The sequence below is a fragment of the Mycobacterium paraseoulense genome, from assembly GCF_010731655.1.
Classification (GTDB): Bacteria; Actinomycetota; Actinomycetes; order Mycobacteriales; family Mycobacteriaceae; genus Mycobacterium; species Mycobacterium paraseoulense.
This window is the reverse complement of record NZ_AP022619.1, coordinates 1,961,105-1,980,262: the sequence shown is the minus strand read 5'-3', so window position 1 is coordinate 1,980,262 and position 19,158 is coordinate 1,961,105. Positions and strand designations below refer to the sequence as shown.

Annotated in this window: 16 protein-coding genes and 3 pseudogenes; 12 read left to right on the top strand and 7 right to left on the bottom strand. The window is 61.9% G+C overall.

All coding sequences use genetic code 11. The features are described 5' to 3' along the window. The first annotated feature begins 169 nt into the window (after positions 1-169). Complete coding sequence (locus G6N51_RS09145) at positions 170-1,084, top strand: LLM class F420-dependent oxidoreductase (RefSeq protein ID WP_083174151.1); 915 nt, start codon at positions 170-172, stop codon at positions 1,082-1,084. 363 nt (positions 1,085-1,447) lie between these two features. Here G6N51_RS09145 and G6N51_RS09140 read toward each other — a convergent pair whose 3' ends face one another. Next, a complete protein-coding gene (locus G6N51_RS09140; RefSeq protein ID WP_083174163.1) occupies positions 1,448-2,275 on the bottom strand; it encodes a mycofactocin-coupled SDR family oxidoreductase in 828 nt (275 codons plus the stop codon). A 936-nt stretch (positions 2,276-3,211) separates the two neighbouring features. Between G6N51_RS09140 and G6N51_RS09135 the strand changes: the two genes are divergently transcribed. Further along, the gene (locus G6N51_RS09135) at positions 3,212-4,021 is read left to right on the top strand and encodes a DUF2889 domain-containing protein (RefSeq protein ID WP_372510329.1); all 810 of its coding nucleotides are present in this window, start codon (positions 3,212-3,214) and stop codon (positions 4,019-4,021) included. Positions 4,022-4,223: 202 nt separating this feature from the next. Here the strand turns inward: G6N51_RS09135 and G6N51_RS09130 are convergent, their stop codons facing one another. Continuing rightward, complete coding sequence (locus G6N51_RS09130; RefSeq protein WP_174814304.1) at positions 4,224-4,682, bottom strand: TetR/AcrR family transcriptional regulator; 459 nt, start codon at positions 4,680-4,682, stop codon at positions 4,224-4,226. A 269-nt stretch (positions 4,683-4,951) separates the two neighbouring features. Here G6N51_RS09130 and G6N51_RS09125 point away from each other — a divergent pair, with 269 nt between their 5' ends. Genes G6N51_RS09125 through G6N51_RS09110 form a run of 4 tightly spaced genes read left to right on the top strand, consistent with a single transcriptional unit; the run spans position 4,952 to position 8,413 of the window. Next, positions 4,952-6,151, top strand: coding sequence for an amidohydrolase family protein (locus G6N51_RS09125; RefSeq protein ID WP_083174152.1), 1,200 nt, complete (start codon positions 4,952-4,954; stop codon positions 6,149-6,151). A gap of 12 nt (positions 6,152-6,163) precedes the next feature. After that, positions 6,164-6,382, top strand: coding sequence for a ferredoxin (locus tag G6N51_RS09120; RefSeq protein WP_083174153.1), 219 nt, complete (start codon positions 6,164-6,166; stop codon positions 6,380-6,382). Further along, a complete protein-coding gene (locus G6N51_RS09115) occupies positions 6,382-7,605 on the top strand; it encodes a cytochrome P450 (RefSeq protein ID WP_083174154.1) in 1,224 nt (407 codons plus the stop codon). The genes G6N51_RS09120 and G6N51_RS09115 overlap by 1 nt, the downstream gene beginning before the upstream one ends. A 1-nt stretch (position 7,606) precedes the next feature. Then, positions 7,607-8,413, top strand: coding sequence for an NAD(P)-dependent oxidoreductase (locus tag G6N51_RS09110; RefSeq protein ID WP_083174155.1), 807 nt, complete (start codon positions 7,607-7,609; stop codon positions 8,411-8,413). A gap of 22 nt (positions 8,414-8,435) precedes the next feature. Here G6N51_RS09110 and G6N51_RS09105 read toward each other — a convergent pair whose 3' ends face one another. Further along, on the bottom strand, positions 8,436-9,917 hold the full coding sequence (locus tag G6N51_RS09105) for a class I adenylate-forming enzyme family protein (RefSeq protein WP_083174156.1): 1,482 nt from the start codon (positions 9,915-9,917) through the stop codon (positions 8,436-8,438). A gap of 182 nt (positions 9,918-10,099) precedes the next feature. On the opposite strand from G6N51_RS09105, the gene G6N51_RS09100 reads away from it, so the two are divergent. Beyond that, positions 10,100-11,281, top strand: a complete 1,182-nt coding sequence (locus G6N51_RS09100) for an amidohydrolase family protein (protein WP_083174157.1) — start codon at positions 10,100-10,102, stop codon at positions 11,279-11,281. A 6-nt stretch (positions 11,282-11,287) separates the two neighbouring features. On the opposite strand, the gene G6N51_RS09095 is transcribed toward G6N51_RS09100, so the two are convergent. Beyond that, positions 11,288-11,437 (bottom strand): extensin family protein, encoded by a 150-nt coding sequence (locus G6N51_RS09095; RefSeq protein ID WP_142275161.1) that lies wholly within the window; start codon positions 11,435-11,437, stop codon positions 11,288-11,290. On the opposite strand from G6N51_RS09095, the pseudogene G6N51_RS09090 reads away from it, so the two are divergent. The 4 genes and pseudogenes from G6N51_RS09090 to G6N51_RS09075 form a co-directional block, all read left to right on the top strand. After that, positions 11,406-11,560: pseudogene (locus G6N51_RS09090) on the top strand (FAD-binding oxidoreductase); the annotation flags it as partial. The gene G6N51_RS09095 and the pseudogene G6N51_RS09090 overlap by 32 nt on opposite strands. Before the next feature lie 266 nt (positions 11,561-11,826). After that, a pseudogene (locus G6N51_RS09085) lies at positions 11,827-13,322 on the top strand (aldehyde dehydrogenase family protein). Further along, positions 13,319-14,530 carry a CaiB/BaiF CoA transferase family protein gene (locus tag G6N51_RS09080; protein ID WP_163750678.1) on the top strand — a complete coding sequence of 404 codons (1,212 nt, stop codon included), beginning with the start codon at positions 13,319-13,321 and terminating at the stop codon, positions 14,528-14,530. Before G6N51_RS09085 ends, G6N51_RS09080 begins: the two are co-directional and overlap by 4 nt. Positions 14,531-15,080: 550 nt before the next feature. After that, a complete protein-coding gene (locus tag G6N51_RS09075) occupies positions 15,081-15,950 on the top strand; it encodes an acyl-CoA thioesterase (protein WP_083176657.1) in 870 nt (289 codons plus the stop codon). A gap of 443 nt (positions 15,951-16,393) precedes the next feature. Here the strand turns inward: G6N51_RS09075 and G6N51_RS09070 are convergent, their stop codons facing one another. After that, positions 16,394-17,509: an epoxide hydrolase family protein gene (locus G6N51_RS09070; RefSeq protein ID WP_083176660.1), complete on the bottom strand. Its 1,116-nt coding sequence runs from the start codon at positions 17,507-17,509 to the stop codon at positions 16,394-16,396. A gap of 91 nt (positions 17,510-17,600) precedes the next feature. Here G6N51_RS09070 and G6N51_RS29155 point away from each other — a divergent pair. Next, a pseudogene (locus G6N51_RS29155) lies at positions 17,601-17,823 on the top strand (enoyl-CoA hydratase/isomerase family protein); the annotation flags it as partial. Positions 17,824-18,065: 242 nt separating this feature from the next. Here the strand turns inward: G6N51_RS29155 and G6N51_RS09060 are convergent. Together G6N51_RS09060 and G6N51_RS09055 are read right to left on the bottom strand one after the other, a co-directional pair. Continuing rightward, positions 18,066-18,380 carry an acyl-CoA synthetase gene (locus tag G6N51_RS09060; protein ID WP_083176671.1) on the bottom strand — a complete coding sequence of 105 codons (315 nt, stop codon included), beginning with the start codon at positions 18,378-18,380 and terminating at the stop codon, positions 18,066-18,068. A 372-nt stretch (positions 18,381-18,752) separates the two neighbouring features. Continuing rightward, positions 18,753-19,118 (bottom strand): hypothetical protein, encoded by a 366-nt coding sequence (locus tag G6N51_RS09055; protein ID WP_083176662.1) that lies wholly within the window; start codon positions 19,116-19,118, stop codon positions 18,753-18,755. Positions 19,119-19,158 lie beyond the last annotated feature (40 nt).

Here is a 19,158-nt window from a genome sequence, read left to right as displayed (position 1 = left end):
GATCGAGTCCCCCATAGCACTCCCAGCGCCGTTTCCTGCCCGCGGTCCCAGTGACCGACGTTGTTCACATTTCGTGCTTGTGTAGCCGACCCGATGAAGGGGGTTGACCGTCGTATTGGTGCCGTCAGCTGCCGACGCCGCGAAGTCCACTCACCGTGGTAGCGGCGTTGTGCGGCTCGGCCTGCAGATCCCCAATTTTTCGTACCACGCGCCGGTTTCTGAGCTCTACACAGCCGTGGTTGCCCAGGCCCAAGAGGCCGAAGCCGCCGGCTTCGATGCGGTGATGCTGATGGATCACTTCTATCAACTTCCGCATCTAGGTGCGCTCGACGACCCGATGCTGGAGGCGTACACCGCGCTCGGGGGGCTAGCCACGACCACGCGGCGCGTGCGGTTGGGCACGCTCGTCACCGGCAACACCTACCGGAACCCTGCGCTGCTCGCGAAGTCGGTGAGCACCCTCGATGTGATGAGCGGCGGCCGGGGATTTCTGGGCATTGGCGCCGGCTGGTTCGAACTCGAGCACCGGCAACTCGGTTTCGAATTCGGTACCTTCACCGACCGTTTCGAACGCCTCGAGGAAGCATTACAGATCATTACCCCGATGATCCGAGGGGAACGACCCACATTCGAAGGCCGCTGGTACCGCGCTGAATCCGTGTTGAACAACCCGCGCATTCGCGACGACATGCCTATTCTGATCGGCGGCAGCGGGGAGAGGAAGACATTCGCGATGGCTGCCCGCTACGCCGACCATCTAAATGTCATTGCTCCGTTCGACCGGCTGCCGGGCAAGGTCGAAGCCATCATGCGACGGTGCAGGGAGCACGATCGCGATCCGGTCACCCTTGAGACGAGTGCTCTGATACAGCTCGTCGTTACTGACGCCGCCGGCGCTTCTGACACATTTGTGCTGAATTCTCGTGTGGCCGTGGGGACTCTCAACGACATCGCCGAGCAGGTCAAGCGCTACGTAATCGACGTCGGCATCGGAGGGGTGGTCGTTAACCTGCCGTCACACGGCTATACGCCGGGACTGATCACAGATGTGGGTGAGGCGCTCGTGCCAATAGTTGGTATGTGAGTAGCACGAATCGATGGCCCGCTGCAGCAGTTGATCAAGCCGTTCACGCGGTGGCGTGGCGATCCACTTGGTGGACATCATTTTCGACGAAGCGTTGGGTGCGATGGACCGCTCCCTACTTCCCGGCCGCCGCCACACTCCACGAATCCTGCTCTGTCAGCAGCCAATTGCCGTAACACGGAGTCAGGACCGAGCACACGTTCTGGGAGTCGCTGCACAATACGGCAAAGGGACGCTGCTGAGTTGTCTTCAGTGCCCGGGCGTGACCTCGAGGTTGCTCGGCGAAGGCTCGGGTCTGGTGGGTCGGGTAGCGCTAAAGCATTGCGCTTCGGAGCGTCACGCCGTGCCCAGGGTGGCAACTGTTCAACGGCGGATGTCCATGCCTGCGTCGACCTTGAGGAGGCTGCCGGTGAATGTCCGTCCGAGGTCAGACAGTAGGAAAAGGATGGCGTTGCTGACGTCTTTGGGCTCGATCATCGGGAAGTCCGGCAATGCCGTTTGCATCGCGGTGGCCATGTGTGGCGTCTGCTCGATCACCTTGAACAGTGCCGGGTTTTCTAGGACCATCGGCGTCGCGCAGTTGGTCGGCGCCACAGCATTGACCCGGATTCGATGGGCGGCAAGCAAATTGGCGTACGCTCGGACGAGTCCGACAATGGCCAGCTTGGCCATCAGATAGGCGTCGGAGCCTCCACCGCCATCGGTCATGTCCAGCAGTGCCGCCATGGAACTAGTGGCGATCAAATGTCCGCCCTCGCCACGGTCCTTCAGGTGGGGGATCGCCACCTGGAAGGCATTCCAGACACCGATTTGCATGACGTCGATGCCTAGCCGCAATGACTGCGAGGCGTCGGCCTCGTCAGGGTTGGTGAGGATGATCCCGGCGTTGGCCAGCACGGTGTCGATGTGCCCGAACTGCCGTACACCTGCGTCGAACGCGGCCTGTAGGGCCGACTTATCCCGCACGTCGGCCGCCTGGAGGTGCATCTGTCGGCCCGTTTTCTCGACGAGCCGTGCTGTCTCTTCGAGATCCTCCCACGTGCCCAACTTGTAGGGCACGGCGTCGAGGTCCTGGCAGATGTCTACGCCGACGATGTTGGCGCCTTCTTCTGCGAGAGTGACTGCATGCGAGCGGCCCTGACCGCGCGCCGCGCCGGTGATGAAAACAACCCGACCGTCAAGCAAACCCATGATCTGCGTTCCTTCCTTCCGGACGCGCATCGAGCGCGTATCAGTCCCACTGATCCGCCCAGCGTCGAAGCCTTACGACGCATGAGAAACCTTACCAGGATATAGAAAAATGTTTATCGGATTCTTCCTCCCCGCTTTACGAACCGATACACCAGCACGAAAGTCCGCGCTCTCAGACGAACAACAGGCAGCTCCGCCGGAAGGAATGAAGCAGTGAGCGAAGGGTGCTAGTTCGGCGCGAAATTGCTTCGTTCGCTGCGCGCTCTTCGGGTGGGGCAGATCCGCGGCCGCCTGGGTCTGCATACCGGCGTGGGTGCACTGCCCATCCGTATAAGGCCTTCCAAGCGCGATGCGACACTGAATTCGAGAGCTGATGGCTGGATGGACGCAATCTTGAGAAAGCTTTCGACTTTACGTTAGATTTCTAATGCGCTCACGTACTTTGACGACTCACAGCGACGAGGTTCCCATGCCGGCCGATGAGGTCGACGAGTCCGACGAGGGCCTTAGGTTGGCACGTATCCACACCGGCCGCGCGCCGGATGGCAAGGGAGACACTTCATGGGAATCCTGGAGGGCAAAGTGGTCCTTGACGGGTCGACCGATGTTGTGCGCGCGGGCGGACGCCGAGTTTTTGCGGCTCTACGACTCCGACGGAACATGCTGGAGTTCTACACCGTCCTCGCTGCGGCGGAGTTCGGCACAGTGAACTCGTGATGCTGCTATGAGCAGGACCAACCTGGGCGCACCGGTTTCGGGATGCATCCCCTGCACGGTATTCACGAGCCGACGACGGGCACGCCGCCGCGGCGCCCGGGCTCGGTGCGGCGCACGAGTTCCATTGATATAACGCGGGATCCGGGCTCGCTGGATCCGGTGCATCTATCGGGTCGGGCTCGCGACCTCGTTACCATGCACGACGGAACTGCCGTTGAGATGGGCCAAGCCCGAACGCGAGTGACCGTCGAGATGCTCGCCCGCGTGGTCCAGCGGATTGACGTTGAGCCGGTGGTCGCGGGCATGCGTCTGGTGGGCGCCCCGGCGATGAGCGGCTTCCGAGCTGCGGTCGACGCGACGGCTCCGCAATTAAGGGAGCGACGCGACTTGCGCTACACGTTGCTCGACGATGTTCCGGTCGCCACCCTGATCTCCGGGCATGCGTTGTCGGCGTCCGGCCCGTTGGGGAACGGCGCCACATCGGGCTATCTCCCGATCGCCGACCAATGCGCGGGCTTTGTGACCGGCGGTCTGCTGATGACCTCATTCGAGGCTGGAGACCCTGCCGTTGTGACCGGACCGCCGGCGCCGGGCCTCGAGGACCCCGGCGACCCGCTGGCATGGCACGAGATGGTAGTGCTCCCTGTCCACGGGATGCGTCGTCGGCGCAGGCTGGACGTGGGAAACCGTGGGGGAGGGCCCGAAATAGAAGTCGACGCGATGTTTCGCGACACTTACGTCCGGGCCGACGTCACGGAAACTATCATCCACGAGTACACCGTCGAGGCAGTGGTGGATTCCGATACCCAGACCATCTTGAGCTCGCAGGCGGTAGCCCGGGTGCTCCCCTGGCAGGAATGCCCGGGCGCCGTGGCCAGCGCGACCCGCCTCGCCGGAATGAGGTTGGACCAGTTGCACTTTCGCATTCGGCACGAACTTCACGGAACGTCGACGTGCACCCACCTCAACGACTTGCTGCGCAGCATCGGCGACGCCGCAGCATTGGTCGCACTGCTACCCGCTGGCTGAGGCCTGGGGGCGGACGCCTCCGATCGCCGTTCTTCTGTGGCAGGCTGGCGCTAGATCGAACCGCCGCGTCCACACCGGCCACCCGATACAGCTTCACCGCGGCGAAAAACGCTCCAGGCAGAAAGGCCCGCAGCAGGCGCTCGTCGCCTCCGTATTCGGCCGGTCCAGGCTCAGCGATGAGGCTAAAGCAGATGCGAGTCACCTAGTGAGCCATCGTCTCTGGAGCCACATCGTCGCGAACTTCGCCCTTTGCGGCGGCGGCGAATCGCTCGCCGAGATCGTCTTGTAAGCGGTTCTGCCACTTCTCGGACGCTGAAGCCGCACGGTAGGTGCGCCCCAGTTCATCATCGAAGGTCAACATTCGCATGGTCGGCGATTCTCTCGTTACGGCGAGGCCGACTATGCAGCTGTTAACCAGCTGGTCGGCGAACGGTTCGTCTGTCTCCCAACAGGACTCTGCCGCATCGAGCACTGCGGTCACGGCGCGCAGAAAACATTCGGCCAGCACGGCATCGCGATTCGGGAAGTAGCTGTAAACGGTGCTGCGGTGTACCCTGCCCTGTTCGCAATGTGCGTCATCTTCGTTCGGCCCACGCCACGTTCGGTCTTGAGTGCCGCCCTGGCGTTGATGCAAAGTTTCAACTAGATAGTTGAAAATCAACAGCTAGTCGCAGATTTTGCTCTGGGCTCTTGAGGGGCGGCGTGCAGGCAGCCGTGCGGCCCGGAAAGGGCGATTCTTCTGCGTAAAGTGCCACCAATGGCGGGACCTCGGTGCCCGAGTGTGCCGGCGGTTCCGCCCACGGCAAGAAACGCTTGATCACACCGGCGGCCAGGGATAGGATTCGAAGACGCTATAGAATCTGGTCGATAACAGATTCGCGGGTAGAGTCGGCCGATCGGCGACCTCTGGCAGGGCGTAGGGAGCGAAGAATGCCATTACAAGACACCCATCAGATTGTGTCGGTCGATGATCACCTCATCGAGCATCCACGTGTGTGGCAAGACCGCTTGCCGGAGAAGTTTCGCGAGGCCGGACCCCGGATCGTCGAGGTCGATGGCCAGCATTTGTGGTCGTACGACAACACGCTGTATCCGACGATCGGGCTGAACGCGGTAGCGGGCAAGCCGCCGCAGGAGTGGGGCACCGATCCGGTGCGCTACGAGGATATGATTCCCGGCTGCTACGATCCCGCGGCGCGGGTCGCGGACATGGATCTCGACGGGGTTCAGGCGGCGCTGTGCTTTCCCTCCTTCCCGGGGTTCGCGGGGGGAACGTTTTTTCGGGGCAACGATCGCGAGCTGGCGCTGCTGTGCGTGAAGGCGTGGAACGACTTTCACATCGACGAGTGGTGCGCGACGGCGCCCGACCGGTTCATCCCGCTCGGTTTGCTTCCGGTCTGGGACGTCGACGCGTGCGTCGTTGAAGCTGAGCGCCTGGCCTCGAAGGGGGCGCGCACGGTGTCGTTCCCCGACAGCCCGGTGCCGTTGGGTCTGCCGTCGTTTCACTCAGATCACTGGGACAATCTGTGGCAGGTGTGCTCGGACGCGGGCATGCCGGTGGCACTGCATTTCGGGTCGGGCGGTTACGTTCCTGGATTCTCGTTCTCGGGGACGAGCACCTTCCAGAACGATCTGGCTAACCAAGACGTTTCGGCGCCCTTCGCGGTGGCGATTGCGCTGTTTGCGACCAATCTCATGTGGTCGACCGTCGACCTGCTGTTTTCCGGCAAACTACAGAAGTTTCCGAACCTTCAGATCTCGTTATCCGAGGGCGGTATCGGTTGGGTGCCTTACATTTTGGAACGCGCGGACTACGTGTGGGAGCGTCACCGCTACTATCAGCCGATCGATTTCGACGCGCGCCCTTCTGATCTTTTCCGTTCCCACTTCTGGGGTTGCTTTATCGATGATGAGCACGGATTGGCCAACCGCCATGCGATCGGCGTTGACCGCATCACCTTGGAGATCGACTTCCCGCACTCGGATTCGAACTGGCCAAACTCGCGCAAGCGTGCGGCCGAAGTGCTTGCCACGGTGCCCGATGACGAATGTGCGCTCATCGTCGAGGACAACGCGCGGCGCATGCTCAACTTCCCAAGGACGGCCGAGCGGCAGCTCGCCAATGTGTAGCGGGTGAAGACAATGGGAGGCCGAATGAGGGTCGAGGTGGACCCGCAGCGATGTCGAGGACATGCACGCTGCTTGACGATAGCGCCCAACGCCTTCGAATTCCTCGACCTCGAAGACCGGGCGGTGACGAGCCAAGACGGAATCGCGCTCGAGGGCGAAGATTTGATCCGAAGGGCCGAACAAGAATGTCCCGAGCGGGCGATCAAGATCGACGACCTAAAGGACGCGTGATGACGACTATCGACTCAGGCACCGAGAACGCCTCGACCGACCTCGACCACCATTCGGAGTACTTCCGGGAGAACAATTTCGAGATCTACTCTGAGTTTCGCGATCGTTGCCCGGTTTTGCGTTCGACCGCGTGGGATGGGTTCTGGCTGTTTCTCGGGTACGACGCGATCGTCGACGCCGCGCAGGACGCCGAGTTGTTCGGCAACGGCGTGGAGAAAGCGGTGCCGGCGCTGTCCCCGGATCCGTTGATTCCCATCGACATCGATCCGCCGCTGCACGGCGCATGCCGCCGTATCGTATTGCCGCGCTTCTCCCCGGGCGCTGCCCAGCGTTGGAGGCCCCGAATTCGCCAGTTAGCGGCGGAGTTGGTCGACGACTTCATCGAGACCGGCCGAGCCGACATCGTCCAACAGCTGACCACCCCACTGCCAGCGCGCTGGATCCTGCAGATGTTGGGTCTGGACGACAGCCGTTGGCCGGAATGGGTGGAGTGGATCCATTCCGCCATTCACGACCGCTCGCACGACCCCGAGCGGGCCGGCAACGGCGTCATGAATATTTACGGCGCCATCGTGAGTGCGATGGAGGAGCGGCGGACCAACGGTTTCGGCGACGACTTGATCAGTGTCATCCTGCAAGCCGAAGTCGACGGCGCGCCGCTCACCGAGGAGCAGCTGATCGGGTACATCTTCCTCCTGCTGCTTGCCGGCATGGACACGACGAGCGGACTGACCGGTAATGCGCTGGTTCGGCTCGAAGAAGATCCGGCATTGCGCCAGCAGTTGATTGACGATCCCGAGCTTCTCGATGCGGCGACCGAGGAGTTCCTCCGGCACGACACTCCCACGCAGGGGCTCTATCGAGTCGTCAAACGGGACTGCGAATTTCACGGTCAGAAGCTGCGTGCGGGAGACCGGGTCATATTGATGTTCGCCTCGGGCAACCGCGATCCGAAGGTGTTCGATAAGCCCGAGGAAATCGACCTGACCCGATCACCGAACCGCCACCTCGCGTTCAGCCTCGGCGCTCACCGTTGCCTCGGCTCCAACTTCGCCCGGGTGATGTTCCAGGAGATGATCTCCGAAATCCTTGCCCGTCTGCCCGATTTCGCGATCGACGGCGAGATCGTGCGGTTCGAGGACGCTGGTGAGGTCTACGCTGTGCGCCATTTGCCGATCCGTTTCACGCCGGGGCCTCGTCTTAATTTCAGTTCGGGGCCATGAGATGTCACGAGTCGGTTTCTTCGGCGTCGGTCAAATGGGTGCGCCGATGGTGTCGCGGCTGCTCGATCACGGTCAGCACGAAGTCGTGCTCTATGCGCGCCGACCCGAGGTGTGCGAACATCATGCCGCGCGTGGGGCTGGTTTGGCTGGCTCGCTCAAGGAGCTCGCGCGAGCCAGTGACGTGTTGATCCTGTGTCTGTTCTCTGATCTGCAGCTGCGTGAAACGGCGTTTGGCGAGGAAGGCTTCCTTGCTCATCTGCCCGAGGGTGCGATCGTCGTGTCGCACACCACGGGTAGTCCGGCGCTCGTCGCCGACATCGCCCAAACGGCGCCGCATGTTCGGGTGATCGACGGGCCAATCAGTGGAGATTCGGAAGACATTCTTCAGGGCAGGCTCACGGTCCTGTTGGGCGGGGAGCCTGATGCGGTCGATACTGCGCGCGACGTGGTAAGTGCTTACGCCGATCCCATCATTGCGACCGGTGCGCTGGGCAGCGCGCTGCTGGTCAAGCTGCTCAATAACCTTCTGTTCGCGGCGAATTCGCAATTGCTCGCGGATACGGCCGCGGCCGGAGCAAAGTTGGGCTTGGACGAGGGGTCGCTACTCGCCGCGTTGAGTGCGTGTAGCGGCAGTAGCGCCGCCCTTCAGCGAGTGCGGCAAGTCGGCGGTCTTGCTCCGTTCGAGGGCCGCGTGACGCCGTATCTGCGTAAGGACGTCGCGACGGCGATAGCGCTGGCCGAGGAGATGGGTGTGTCGATCGACTTTGTGCGCGGTGTCGCGGAAAAAGGACCACTGTCCGTGACGTGATTCCGCCCGGGGTGTCGGCGACTCAGGTTGTCAAGTGTTTTGCGAGTTCGCGCTTGGCCACTTTGCCCAAACCGGTCAGGGGGAATTCATCGAGTATGTACAGCCGTTCGGGCCATTTCTGCTTCATCAAGCCACGTTCATCGAGGAACTGGCAGATCTCTTCGAGTGTGACATCGCGGTGCTTGGGTGATCGTTGGACGACCGCGCAGACGAGCTCGCCGCGTATCTCGTCGGGCAGGCCGAGGACGGCGACGGTGTCGATGAGCGGGTGTGCGAGTAGCTCGTTCTCGATCTCGGCGGGAGCGATGTTCTCACCTTTGCGAATGATCAGATCCTTCATCCGGCCGGTGATCACCAGCCGGCCGTCAGCCCGCAAGTATCCGGTGTCCCCGGTTTGAAGCCAGCCTTCTGGAGTGAGAGATGCCGCCCATTGCTCGTCGTCGACGTAGCCGGGTGTCAGGACATCGCCGCGCACTTCGACCTCGCCCGTCGGCGCGATACGGACTTCGGCGCCGGGAACCGGCCGGCCCGCACTGTTCGACCGCTGCTCGAAGGTGTCCGATGGCTGGCTGGCGCTGACGGCGGGGGCTTCGGTCATGCCATAGCCGTGCAGCACCGGCACCCTCAGCACGTGTCTGATCTTTTCGTGCAGCTCTGGCGGACAGGGTGCACCGCCACCGATCAGCATGCGAAGCGTTGGAATGACGGGAGCGTCACCACCTGAGGAGAGCTGTGCGGAGAGCAGCATCTGGTAGAACGCTGTACTTGAGCCAGTGAACGTCACTTGATTGGCTGCAAGCACCGCGGCGATGTCCGGGCCGACCCGCGGCAGCAACAGCACCGAGAACTTCCCGATAAGGGCGCACGAGACATAGAAGATGCCGCCAACGTGTGCGATGGGAAAGTTGATGGTCCCAACGTCGTCGGGCGCGGATCCCAGGCCGAGATACTTCACGTAGCCACGTGCCGCGGTCAACAGCGACTTGTCGCTGTGTCGCACCCCTTTCGGGCGCCCGCTCGTTCCGGACGTGAAGAAGACCCATCGCGCGTAGTCCGACGGGAAGTTCGCTGCACCCTCCGATGGCTGGTCTTCGGGCATGGTCCGAAGGACGTCGAGGAAGTTCGAGGGCAGGCGAATCACAGGGGTGTCCGCTGGTGCGTTGTGCTGTGTGGTCCGGTCAACGATCAACACGTCGGCGCCGGCGATTTCGAGTGCGGCGGCTACCTCACGCTGTCGGAACAGGTGCAGCACCGGCACCTGGACGGGCACGCTTCGCGACAGCGCCAACATCACAACGGCGGCACCGCAGTTACTCGAAAGCTGCCAAGCGACCGTCATGGAGCTATCGACGCCATGTTCGGCCAACCAGCGTGCCGCCGCAATGGACAGGTGGGACACCTCCCCGATGGTCATCGCTGCGCCGGCTGGTTCGAGCAGGAGGGGGCTGTCGGGACGCTCCCGTGCAGCAGAATCGACCAGTTCGACAACCGTGCGTGGGGCCATCTGTACATCCCTCCGCGGAGCAATCTACTTGGTGACAGAATCTGTGCCTAGTTAGAATACCGTTGACACTTGCCTGAGCGTTCGATAGGTTTTCTATATAAGTGCGCGACATGATCTGTCCCTTCTTGCCAGGAGCGCGCGCAGGGAAGAAAACCGACGAAATGGAATGGAGAGTGTGAGACGTGACGAGCGAACCCTATCGTCTGTGGGATGCAGACAATCACTTCTATGAGATCCGGGACTGCTTCAGCCGTCATATCGAGTCCAAGTACAAGGATGTCGCGATCCAGGCCAGGATGCACCCCGATGGCAAGGAATACTGGCATTGCGGTGACAAGGTCCTGAACTTCTGCAACGTCAAGTTCGACAAGACCGAGGCTCCGGGTTCGTTCAAGGCAATCCTGAATAATCCCGCGTTGGGCGGTTTCGACGATGCGCGGGACGAATCGTCGATGTTGCCGGCTTTCCATGACCGGAAGGCGCGGCTTGAGCTGATGGACAGCCAGAATGTCGAGGCAGCGATCCTATTCCCCTCGATGGCGAATGGGATCGAGCAGGATCTGCTCGACAACCCCGAGGTGCTGTATGCCAACCTGAGGTCGTACAACCGCTGGGTCGAGGAAGACTGGGGCTTCGGTAGCAATGGCCGAATTTTCGGCACGGGGTGTCTGTCTCTGGCCGACGCGGACCTGGCCGTGGAAGAACTGGACCGCCTGCTCAAGGCGGGCGTGAAAGTCGTCTATCTGCGACCGGCCCCGGGTGGCGGAGCACAGCCTTGTTCGATTGCCGATCCCAAGTTCGATCCGTTCTGGGCGCGCCTCGAGGAGGCGAAAGTGCCGGTCGGGTTCCACGTGTCGGCCGGTTTCTTCGACGCGTCGACCGTGTGGGGTGAGAAGCCCAGGCCGGGAACGCGCGACACCTCGGCGTTACAGTTCGCGATGTTCCACGTCGAGATTCCGATCATGACCACGCTCGCGGCGATGGTCCTGCACAATCTGTTCGGCCGCTTCCCGGGACTGCGGGTCATCAGCGTCGAGCATGGCTGTGGATGGGTCCCCTATCTGTTGAAGACGCTCAACAAGGCAGCGTGGTGGGGACGTTTTGGCGATTGGCCGGGCGGCACGCTCCCTGATCGCCCATCGGAGATGTTCAAGCGCAATGTCTATGTCGTTCCCTTTCACGAGGACAACACGCCCGAACTGGTCAAGCGCATCGGCGCGGACCGCGTTTTGATGGGCTCGGATTATCCCCACGCGGAGGGGCTGGCCCAGCCCGCCGAATTCGAGGAGGGGCTCACCGAACTGGACCCGGGTGCCGTGCACCGGATCATGCGTGACAACCTGCGCGAGCTCCTGATGAACTGAACCGCGTCAGTCGGGCTGCCGGTTCGCGGTGAAGCCTGCCGCCGCCAGCGGCAGGCTTCTGCGTCCGCTTCCCACTTCGACGTGCAGGTGATCGTGATGCGCAGCGTTGTAGCCGGTTACCCGCCCGACCCCACCGTCGTTCGAGATCTGCAGCATCGGCGGCAACATTGCCGCCAACGCCGGCGGGCTGTGCTGCGTGAATACGGCGTCACCACCGATTACCTGCTGGGGATGCAGGTGGTGCTGGCCGACGGCACGGCGGTCCGGCTGGGCGGGCCATCCGGCGTGCCGCTGCAGCGGACAGGTGGACACCTCCCCGATGGTCAGCGCTGCGCCGGTTGGTTCGAGCAGGAGGGAGCTGTCGGGGCGCTCCACCATCTGTGCGTCCCTCCACGGAGTAATCTACTTAGTAGTAGAATCTACGATTAGTTTGAATAACAAGCTGCGTTCCGCCGGGGCACGGCGATCCCCCCAAATCAGATAAATAGTTATCTATTATGGTTTACGCTAGAGCGTGCCGCCAGCCCCGCGAGAGGACATTTTCCATGACGACTTCGTCGGTTGCCGCATCGACAGTCCCGTTCAATGCCGAAAACCGCTTGTACATCGACGGGGAGTTGCGGGACTCATCCACCGGAAGGACCATCGAGAACATCAATCCAGCCACCGAAGAGGTGCTGGGCGTCGCCACCGACGCCGGTGCAGAGGATATGGAGGCGGCGATCACCGCTGCGCGGCGCGCCTTCGATAGTACCGATTGGTCGACGAATCGCGAGTTTCGTCAGCATTGCTTGATGCAACTCCACGACACCCTTCAGGAGGAGAAGGAGGACATTCGCGCCGAGCTGATCGCCGAGGTCGGTGCGCCGCTGTCGTCAACATACATTGCGCAGCTCGAGTGGCCGATCGCTGACGCCGTTGGGTGGCCCGCCCGGTACATCTCCGAGTTTCCTTGGGAGCGGGCACTTCCCGACGGTGCGCTGTTGGGCTCACCGTATCACCGTAAGGTTGTCAAGGAAGCGGTCGGTGTCGTCGGTGCTATCACGCCGTGGAATTTCCCGTTTGAGATCATCAGCAACAAGGTGGCGCAGGTCCTGGCCACGGGCAACACGATGGTGCTCAAGCCCGCGATCGAGACGCCATGGAGTGGGCTGCGGTGGGGTCGTATCGTCGCGGAGAAGACCGACATCCCGGCGGGTGTATTCAATGTCGTCGCGACGTCTGACAATGGCGTGGCTCAGCTGCTCGCCACCGATCCGCGCGTCGATATGGTTTCTTTCACTGGCTCGACGGCTGTGGGCAAGCTGCTTCAAAGTCTGTCCGCTGACACCATGAAGCGCACCTTGCTCGAGCTCGGCGGGAAGTCGGCGTACATGGTGCTCGATGACGCTGACATGGAGTCGGTCCTGCCGGGTTGTATGGGAGCGCTGATCCATTCCGGCCAAGGCTGCGGGCTGACTACGCGAATGCTGGTTCCGCGGCAGGTTTATGACCAGGCGGTCGAGGTCGCCACCGCGACTTTGCGGCGGTTCCCGTCGGAGACCCAACCGATCCTGCGACGTTTTGCGGTCCTGTGGTGTCGGCCAAGCAGCATGAGCGCGTGTTGAATTACATCGAGATCGGCAAGCAGCAAGGGGGGCGGGTGACGGTCGGAGGCGGAAGGCCCGACGGGCTGGACCGTGGGTACTTTGTGGCGCCGACTGTGTTCGCCGATGTGGACGCACGCCACCGTCTGTTCCAGGAGGAGATCTTCGGGCCGGTGATCACGATCACGCCCTATGACGGCGGCGACGATGGTCTGGTCGAGCTGGCGAACAACTCGACCTATGGTTTGTCGGGTGCGGTGATGGGCTCGCCTGATCGAGCTATGGCGGTGGCCGGGCGAATCCGCACCGGCACGTTGAACCTCAACGGCGCCATGTTCTACGGCGCCGACGCTCCGTTCGGCGGTTACAAGATGAGTGGGCTCGGCAGGCAAAACGGTCACGAAGGCTTCGAGCAGCATCTGCAGACCAAGACGATTGGATACACCGGCGCATGACTGGTGTGCTGAGCGGCATTCGCGTCGTCGAGCTCGCCGCATGGACGTTCGTTCCGGCCGCTGGCGCCGTGCTCGCCGATTGGGGCGCCGATGTCATCAAGATCGAACATCCCGAGACCGGTGATCCGCAGCGCGGATTGATCAATTCGGGACTTCTCCCCGGGGCGCGGGGCGTCAACCACTTCATCCAACAGCCGAACCGCGGAAAACGCAGCATCGGTCTGGACACCTCCAGTCCGGAGGGCCGCGAGGTGTTGATGACGTTGATTGAGACAGCCGACGTGTTTCTCACCAACCTGCTGCCGGACTCGCGGCGGCGCATGGGAATCGACGTGGATCAGGTGCGTGCGCGCAACCCCAAGATCATTTATGCCCGCGGTCACGGGTACGGCATCAAGGGAGAAGAAGCCACGCGGGGTGGATACGACCTCGCGGCCTATTGGGCTCGCGGGGGGATCGGCATGGGGTATGCCACCGACGACGGGTCCTATCCGCCGCTTCAGCTGCCGGCCTTTGGTGACGTGTATGGCGGCCTGACAATCGCCGCAGGAATCGCCGGAGCCTTGGTGAAGCGCGAGCGAACAGGTGAACCCTCCATTGTCGACGTCTCACTGCTCAGCGCCGCCATCTGGCAACTCGGACCCGACATCGTCGCCTCGGGCGTCACCGGCCAGGACCGCCCCAAATTCCAGCTCGAGGAGATGCCCAACCCCGCTGTCAACCTTTACAAGACCCGCGACGGCCGATTCATCGCATTTGTACTACTCCAGGCCGATCGGTTCTGGTCCGATTTCTGTACGCGCCTAGGTCGCCCGGACTTGATCTCCGACGAGCGGTTCGCCAATGCACCCGTACGATTCGAGAATCGCAAGGAGTGCATCGCCGAGTTGCGGGCGATCTTCGCAGCCGAAGATCTCGCGCATTGGGAGAAGTCCTTCGCCGGGTTCGAGGGAGTGTGGGACGTGATGCGCACCGCGCGCGAGATCCACGACGACCCCCAGGTGATTGCTAACGGATACCTGCCCCGCACTACTGATACCAACGGCAATGAATTCGCCTTGGCGGGCAGTCCGGTTCAGTTCGATGAGACGCCGTTATCACTGAGGTGCGCACCAGGACACGGTGAGCACACCGATGAAGTACTTGCCGAACTCGGCTACGACGAAGAGCAGATCATCGACTTCAAGATCAAGTCGGTCGTACTGTAGGTGCGACTCCGCGTCGCTGCCGTCGTCGAAGCTATCGGCGGCCAGCCGCGCCCAGCCTGCGGCACTCCGAATCAGGTGGCTGTGTTCGACGGTCGAAACGAAGGGCTCGGACAAGGACTTGACAAAAGTCGTTCTCGGGCTTGCTGATCCTGCCAGTACCGTGGTGCTGCACGTGGAGTGTCAGAGCGGCCCGCAGTGCCTCGATCCTTCACTTTGAGCGCCGATGCACCTGTAATTTTCTGCTCTATAGTAGATTCGTATCGTGAAAAGGTTGCCGGGCAGCGCAGAAATTCTCAGGCAGTTGCGGCCTAGATGAGCGGCCTAGATAGATAGGGATTGCCATGGCAGCTCTGCGTACCGAGACACGACGCACGCCCAGCGAAAGCACCATCGCGTCCGTTCGGCGGGTCAAGAAGACACCGTTGTTAAGCCCTTGTGGGCTCGGCGCCCTCATGTCAGCCGAACCAGCCGCGGTATTGCGACTTGCACACGAGCGCAGGGCATCGCGGACGCCGGTCGGAAGTCGGAGCCGACTCCAAGAGGGCAGCTGATGGTCGCCACTGTCGCCTCCTTGATTGATCTGCTCGACGTCCGATTCGTCGCAAGCGATTTCTACCAAGGGACCACGCCCGACATCGGTATGCCCCGGGTATTCGGCGGCCAGGCGGCAGGTCAAGCGCTGATGGCGGCGGCCAAGACCGTCGAGGAAAAACGCGTCCCACACTCTGTTCAGTCGCACTTTCTCTCCGCGGGGTTGATCGGGCCGCCGATTGACTTTCGCGTCGAGCGCTTGCGCGACTCACGCTCGTTCTCCGACCGGCGGGTCATAGCTGAGCAGCAGGGTCGCCAGCTCCTTTCCATGCAGGCCTCGTTCCACGCTCCAGAAACTGGACCCGAGCATCAACTGGTTGCCGAAGCTGTCGGCGGCCCTTCAGAAGCCGGCGCGGCCTTGCGTCCATTTCCCGAGGATTGGGCGGATTTCTATCGACGATGGTCTTCTTTGGCTGTCGACTGGTGCCCGGATTCGAATGTGCGCCCGCTTACGACAACGGGTAAGGGTACGCTGCCGCGCCTATGGGTGCGAACGTCGACACCTTTCGAAGGTCCTCAAGCGGTCCACAGTGCCATCGCCACATGTGTCGCTGACCTGACATTGTTGAGGAGCTCCTTTAGCCCGCACGAGATCGGGCCCCACAACGACGTTCAGACGTTCACCCTCGATCACTCTGTGTGGTTTCATCGCCCCTTCCGCATTGATCAGTGGCTGCGCTTCGATCATCTGTCGCCCAGTGCCTCGGAAGGCAGGGCGTTCTGCGTCGGCGGATTCTTCGACGAGCGCGGCAACCACGTCGCCTCTGTGACGCAGGTGGGTCTCATTCGAGAGTGGTTAGGTCAACACAATTGGACGAAGCGCAAATGATCATCGACGCCGACAGCCATGTATGCGAGCCACTGGGCGGGCCGACAGGGTGAGCCGGAGTAGACGACCGGCGGCCGGTTGTACGGACGCCGAGCAGCGGCCCAAGGTGAGTTCCCGAGTGCCGGAGTCGGGCTGCGGTATGGCGCGCTTCGCTGACGAGGTCGAGATTTCGTTGTGGAATCTGCTGCACCACAGTGAATCTAGCCTCGGCAGGCACGCCATTGATCGCGACCGGTGGTGAAGCCGCGATTCTCCGTATCGCAACCGCGGTGAACGGACGAAAATCGCGCACCGGCCTGTGGCGGTCGAACCTCGACACCGACCCGACATCGTTCCATTCGGTTAGCCTGAGCGTCAATGTAAATGATCGATTCTCAGTGTCTTGCCGATGCCCATGGGACTGAGTTTGACGCCACCGTGGGTTGACCAACCAGCTGGAAATTTCAGCTCTTTCGCACCGTATCGAAGAATGATGCCACGTCGTCGACGAAGAGCTCGGGCTGCTCGAAGGCCGCGAAGTGACCGCCGCGCGGCATGGACGTCCACTGCGTGATGTTGTAGTTGGGCTCGCACCAACTACGGGGCGTCTTGAACAGTTCCTTCGGAAATGCCGCGATGCCGGTGGGTACCTCTACGCGATCGGATTGAGCGCCGAAGGTGGAGAAGAAACTCTCCCAATACAGGCGGGCTGACGACGCCGCCGACGCGGTCGTCCAGTAAACCATCACGTTGTCGAGGAGCTCGTCGCGTGTCAGCACCTTCTCCGGGTGGCCGTCGCAGTCCATCCACCGCCAGAACTTTTCAACGATCCACGCCATCTGCCCGACGGGTGAGTCCACAAGAGCGTAGCCGAGGGTCTGCGGCCTGGTTGCCTGTTGGCTCGAATAGCCTGAGTCCCAGCGCTGATACTCGACGAGGCTGTCTAGCGCCTGTTGCTCTTCGTCAGTCGGATGGCCCATGTCCGCCGGCGGAAAGCTGACCGGCATGTTGAGGTGAATTCCGACGCATCTTCCGCCGGCGCGGCCCAGTTGTGTGGTCACCGCGGCGCCCCAGTCGCCGCCCTGCGCGCCATACCGCTCGTATCCCAGACGGCCCATCAGCGTATTCCACGCGCTGGCGATCTTCTCGACGCCCCAACCGGTATGCGTGGGCTTGCCAGAGAAGCCGAAACCGGGCAGCGACGGACACACCACGTGGAATCCCATTTCCGTCAGTGGTTCGATCACCTTGTGGAACTCAACGATTGATCCAGGCCAGCCGTGGGTGATCACCAGCGGAAGTGCGTCGCTCAGCGGGGAGCGCTGGTGAATGAAATGGATGTCCAAGTCGTCGATGTCGGTGGTGTAGTGATCGAATCTGTTCAACGCGGACTCGCTTGCACGCCAGTCGTATTCGGTCGACCAATACTCAGCCAACTCGCGAGTGTAGGCGAGCGGCATGCCCTGGCTCCAGTCGTCGACGCATTCGGCCTCCGGCCAACGGGTTCGCTTCAGCCGCGCCTTCAGATCGTCGAGTGCGGCATCGGGAACCGAAATCCGGAAAGGCTTGATGGAGGGCATGCGCCCTTTATATCACAGGTCGAGTGAATTCTATAACTGTATAACTGTTTTTTACCAATTACCCCGTGGAAGGATCGTCTCGGATCTCAGGATGCTGATGGCCCAGCCCGACGGCGAGTGGTTGGATACCCCTTCTCATGTTGAACCGTATTGGCGAAACGACGATCTGCGCTCTCGATCGCCCGCAGGGGCGCAACGCTGTGACTCCCGCGATGTACTACGGCATTCGGTACGCGATCAGGCGAGTCAGCGCGGATCCGGACCTGGCTGGATTGATGATCACCGGTACTAGTCACGTGTTCGCAGGAGGTGACTGCAACCCCTAGCGCAACGCCCCGGGGGAGGATCGTCGTCTTCGGCAATGACAACGCAGACGCGATCGGCGGCGGCAAGATAGCGCGTTTCGTGGCCTTTCGATAGGTCGAGAACTCGATGGCTCTGTCCTTTGGAGTGTCGGTGTGATGGGGTATCCGACCACCGTGTGCTCCGGTCGCCTCATAAAGAGATACTTTGAAACGGGCCGGCCATCCACCCACCTGTCCGGATAGCCCACCCGTCAATTGGTCGGGTCGATGTGCGGCAGGTCGCGCTTAGCCTTGCCGGCGTAACCGAAGAACTTTTCGAAGTTCTCGTCGTTTATGGTGTGTGCCGAATTGCGTTTCGCTGCCGCGCGGAGCGCTTCCAAACGGGCCCGAGCCTTCGACAGGCCGTCCGCGGAGTCGGTCTGCTCGAGATGCACGACGTCGCGCTCGGCCGCCGCGATCTCCAAGCGAAGCCGCTCGCCTGCTTCTCCAAAAGTCAATAGGTCGTGGTCGTCCTCATCGAGCCTTTCGCGTGCTGGGACGGCGGCTGCTCCATCGTCGCTTGCCATGGTCATCCTTTCGGGGGATGGCAATCAGTGATGCCCTATCGTACCGAGCTCGGGGCGGACCGACAGGCGCTCCAGACAGGCGCTCCAGCGCGTATCCGCCAGCGCTGCGTGAGCGCGGAACTTAGCCAGGCCGCGCGGTTCGAGATTATGCGCTGTGACCCAATCGTTCGGTAGCACTGGCCTTCTCGTCCCATTTCAGATACCGGGGTGTCGCCGATGAATTCTGTCCTGACGAAAAGCAAGCGACCCGGCAGGGGACGACAAGCATCGCGCCCGCGATTGCGTCGGCGGCCTCCGGGTAATCGCGTCGGATTGAGCCGTCAGGAGTCTCGTTGTGTGTGCAAGATGTCGAGGGTCTCGCTCACGGGCCTCCTACAATTTCGCGAGCCGGCGCTCACCGACCGGCGTCCAACCGGTGAGCGAGATCGTGCCCAGGTCCAGCGTCTCGCCGAGCGTGAACTTTCCTGCCATCGACCTTGCAAGGAATTCCTGCATCACTTGATCGGGTTCACGGTCTAGTTCATAGATCACCATGTACCGGTGGGTCGGGGGTGGCAGCACGGCGGGCAATTCCTGGTCATCGGGAACGTTGACCTCGGAGATCGCATACCGTTGCGCCGCAACCACTCCGGGTACATCAAGGACCTGGGGTATGCCCGTGTTGTCGTACCACTTGTTGAAGGCATCGTCCTCGTCAGCGATTGGATTGCTCAGCACGACGAGCACGTTTTTGGCCACGAAAGGGACATTATGACAGTCGACTGCCATAGTCAATTCG

Excerpts from the sequence above, each read along its gene's own strand:
- G6N51_RS09140 (WP_083174163.1), bottom strand. The coding sequence starts at position 2,275 with ATGGGTTTGCTTGACGGTCGGGTTGTTTTCATCACCGGCGCGGCGCGC.
- G6N51_RS09135 (WP_372510329.1), top strand. The coding sequence starts at position 3,212 with ATGGGCCAAGCCCGAACGCGAGTGACCGTCGAGATGCTCGCCCGCGTG.
- G6N51_RS09125 (WP_083174152.1), top strand. The coding sequence starts at position 4,952 with ATGCCATTACAAGACACCCATCAGATTGTGTCGGTCGATGATCACCTC.
- G6N51_RS09120 (WP_083174153.1), top strand. The coding sequence starts at position 6,164 with ATGGGAGGCCGAATGAGGGTCGAGGTGGACCCGCAGCGATGTCGAGGA.
- G6N51_RS09115 (WP_083174154.1), top strand. The coding sequence starts at position 6,382 with ATGACGACTATCGACTCAGGCACCGAGAACGCCTCGACCGACCTCGAC.
- G6N51_RS09110 (WP_083174155.1), top strand. The coding sequence starts at position 7,607 with ATGTCACGAGTCGGTTTCTTCGGCGTCGGTCAAATGGGTGCGCCGATG.
- G6N51_RS09105 (WP_083174156.1), bottom strand. The coding sequence starts at position 9,917 with ATGGCCCCACGCACGGTTGTCGAACTGGTCGATTCTGCTGCACGGGAG.
- G6N51_RS09095 (WP_142275161.1), bottom strand. The coding sequence starts at position 11,437 with ATGCTGCAGATCTCGAACGACGGTGGGGTCGGGCGGGTAACCGGCTAC.
- G6N51_RS09080 (WP_163750678.1), top strand. The coding sequence starts at position 13,319 with ATGACTGGTGTGCTGAGCGGCATTCGCGTCGTCGAGCTCGCCGCATGG.
- G6N51_RS09075 (WP_083176657.1), top strand. The coding sequence starts at position 15,081 with ATGGTCGCCACTGTCGCCTCCTTGATTGATCTGCTCGACGTCCGATTC.
- G6N51_RS09070 (WP_083176660.1), bottom strand. The coding sequence starts at position 17,509 with ATGCCCTCCATCAAGCCTTTCCGGATTTCGGTTCCCGATGCCGCACTC.
- G6N51_RS09060 (WP_083176671.1), bottom strand. The coding sequence starts at position 18,380 with ATGGCAAGCGACGATGGAGCAGCCGCCGTCCCAGCACGCGAAAGGCTC.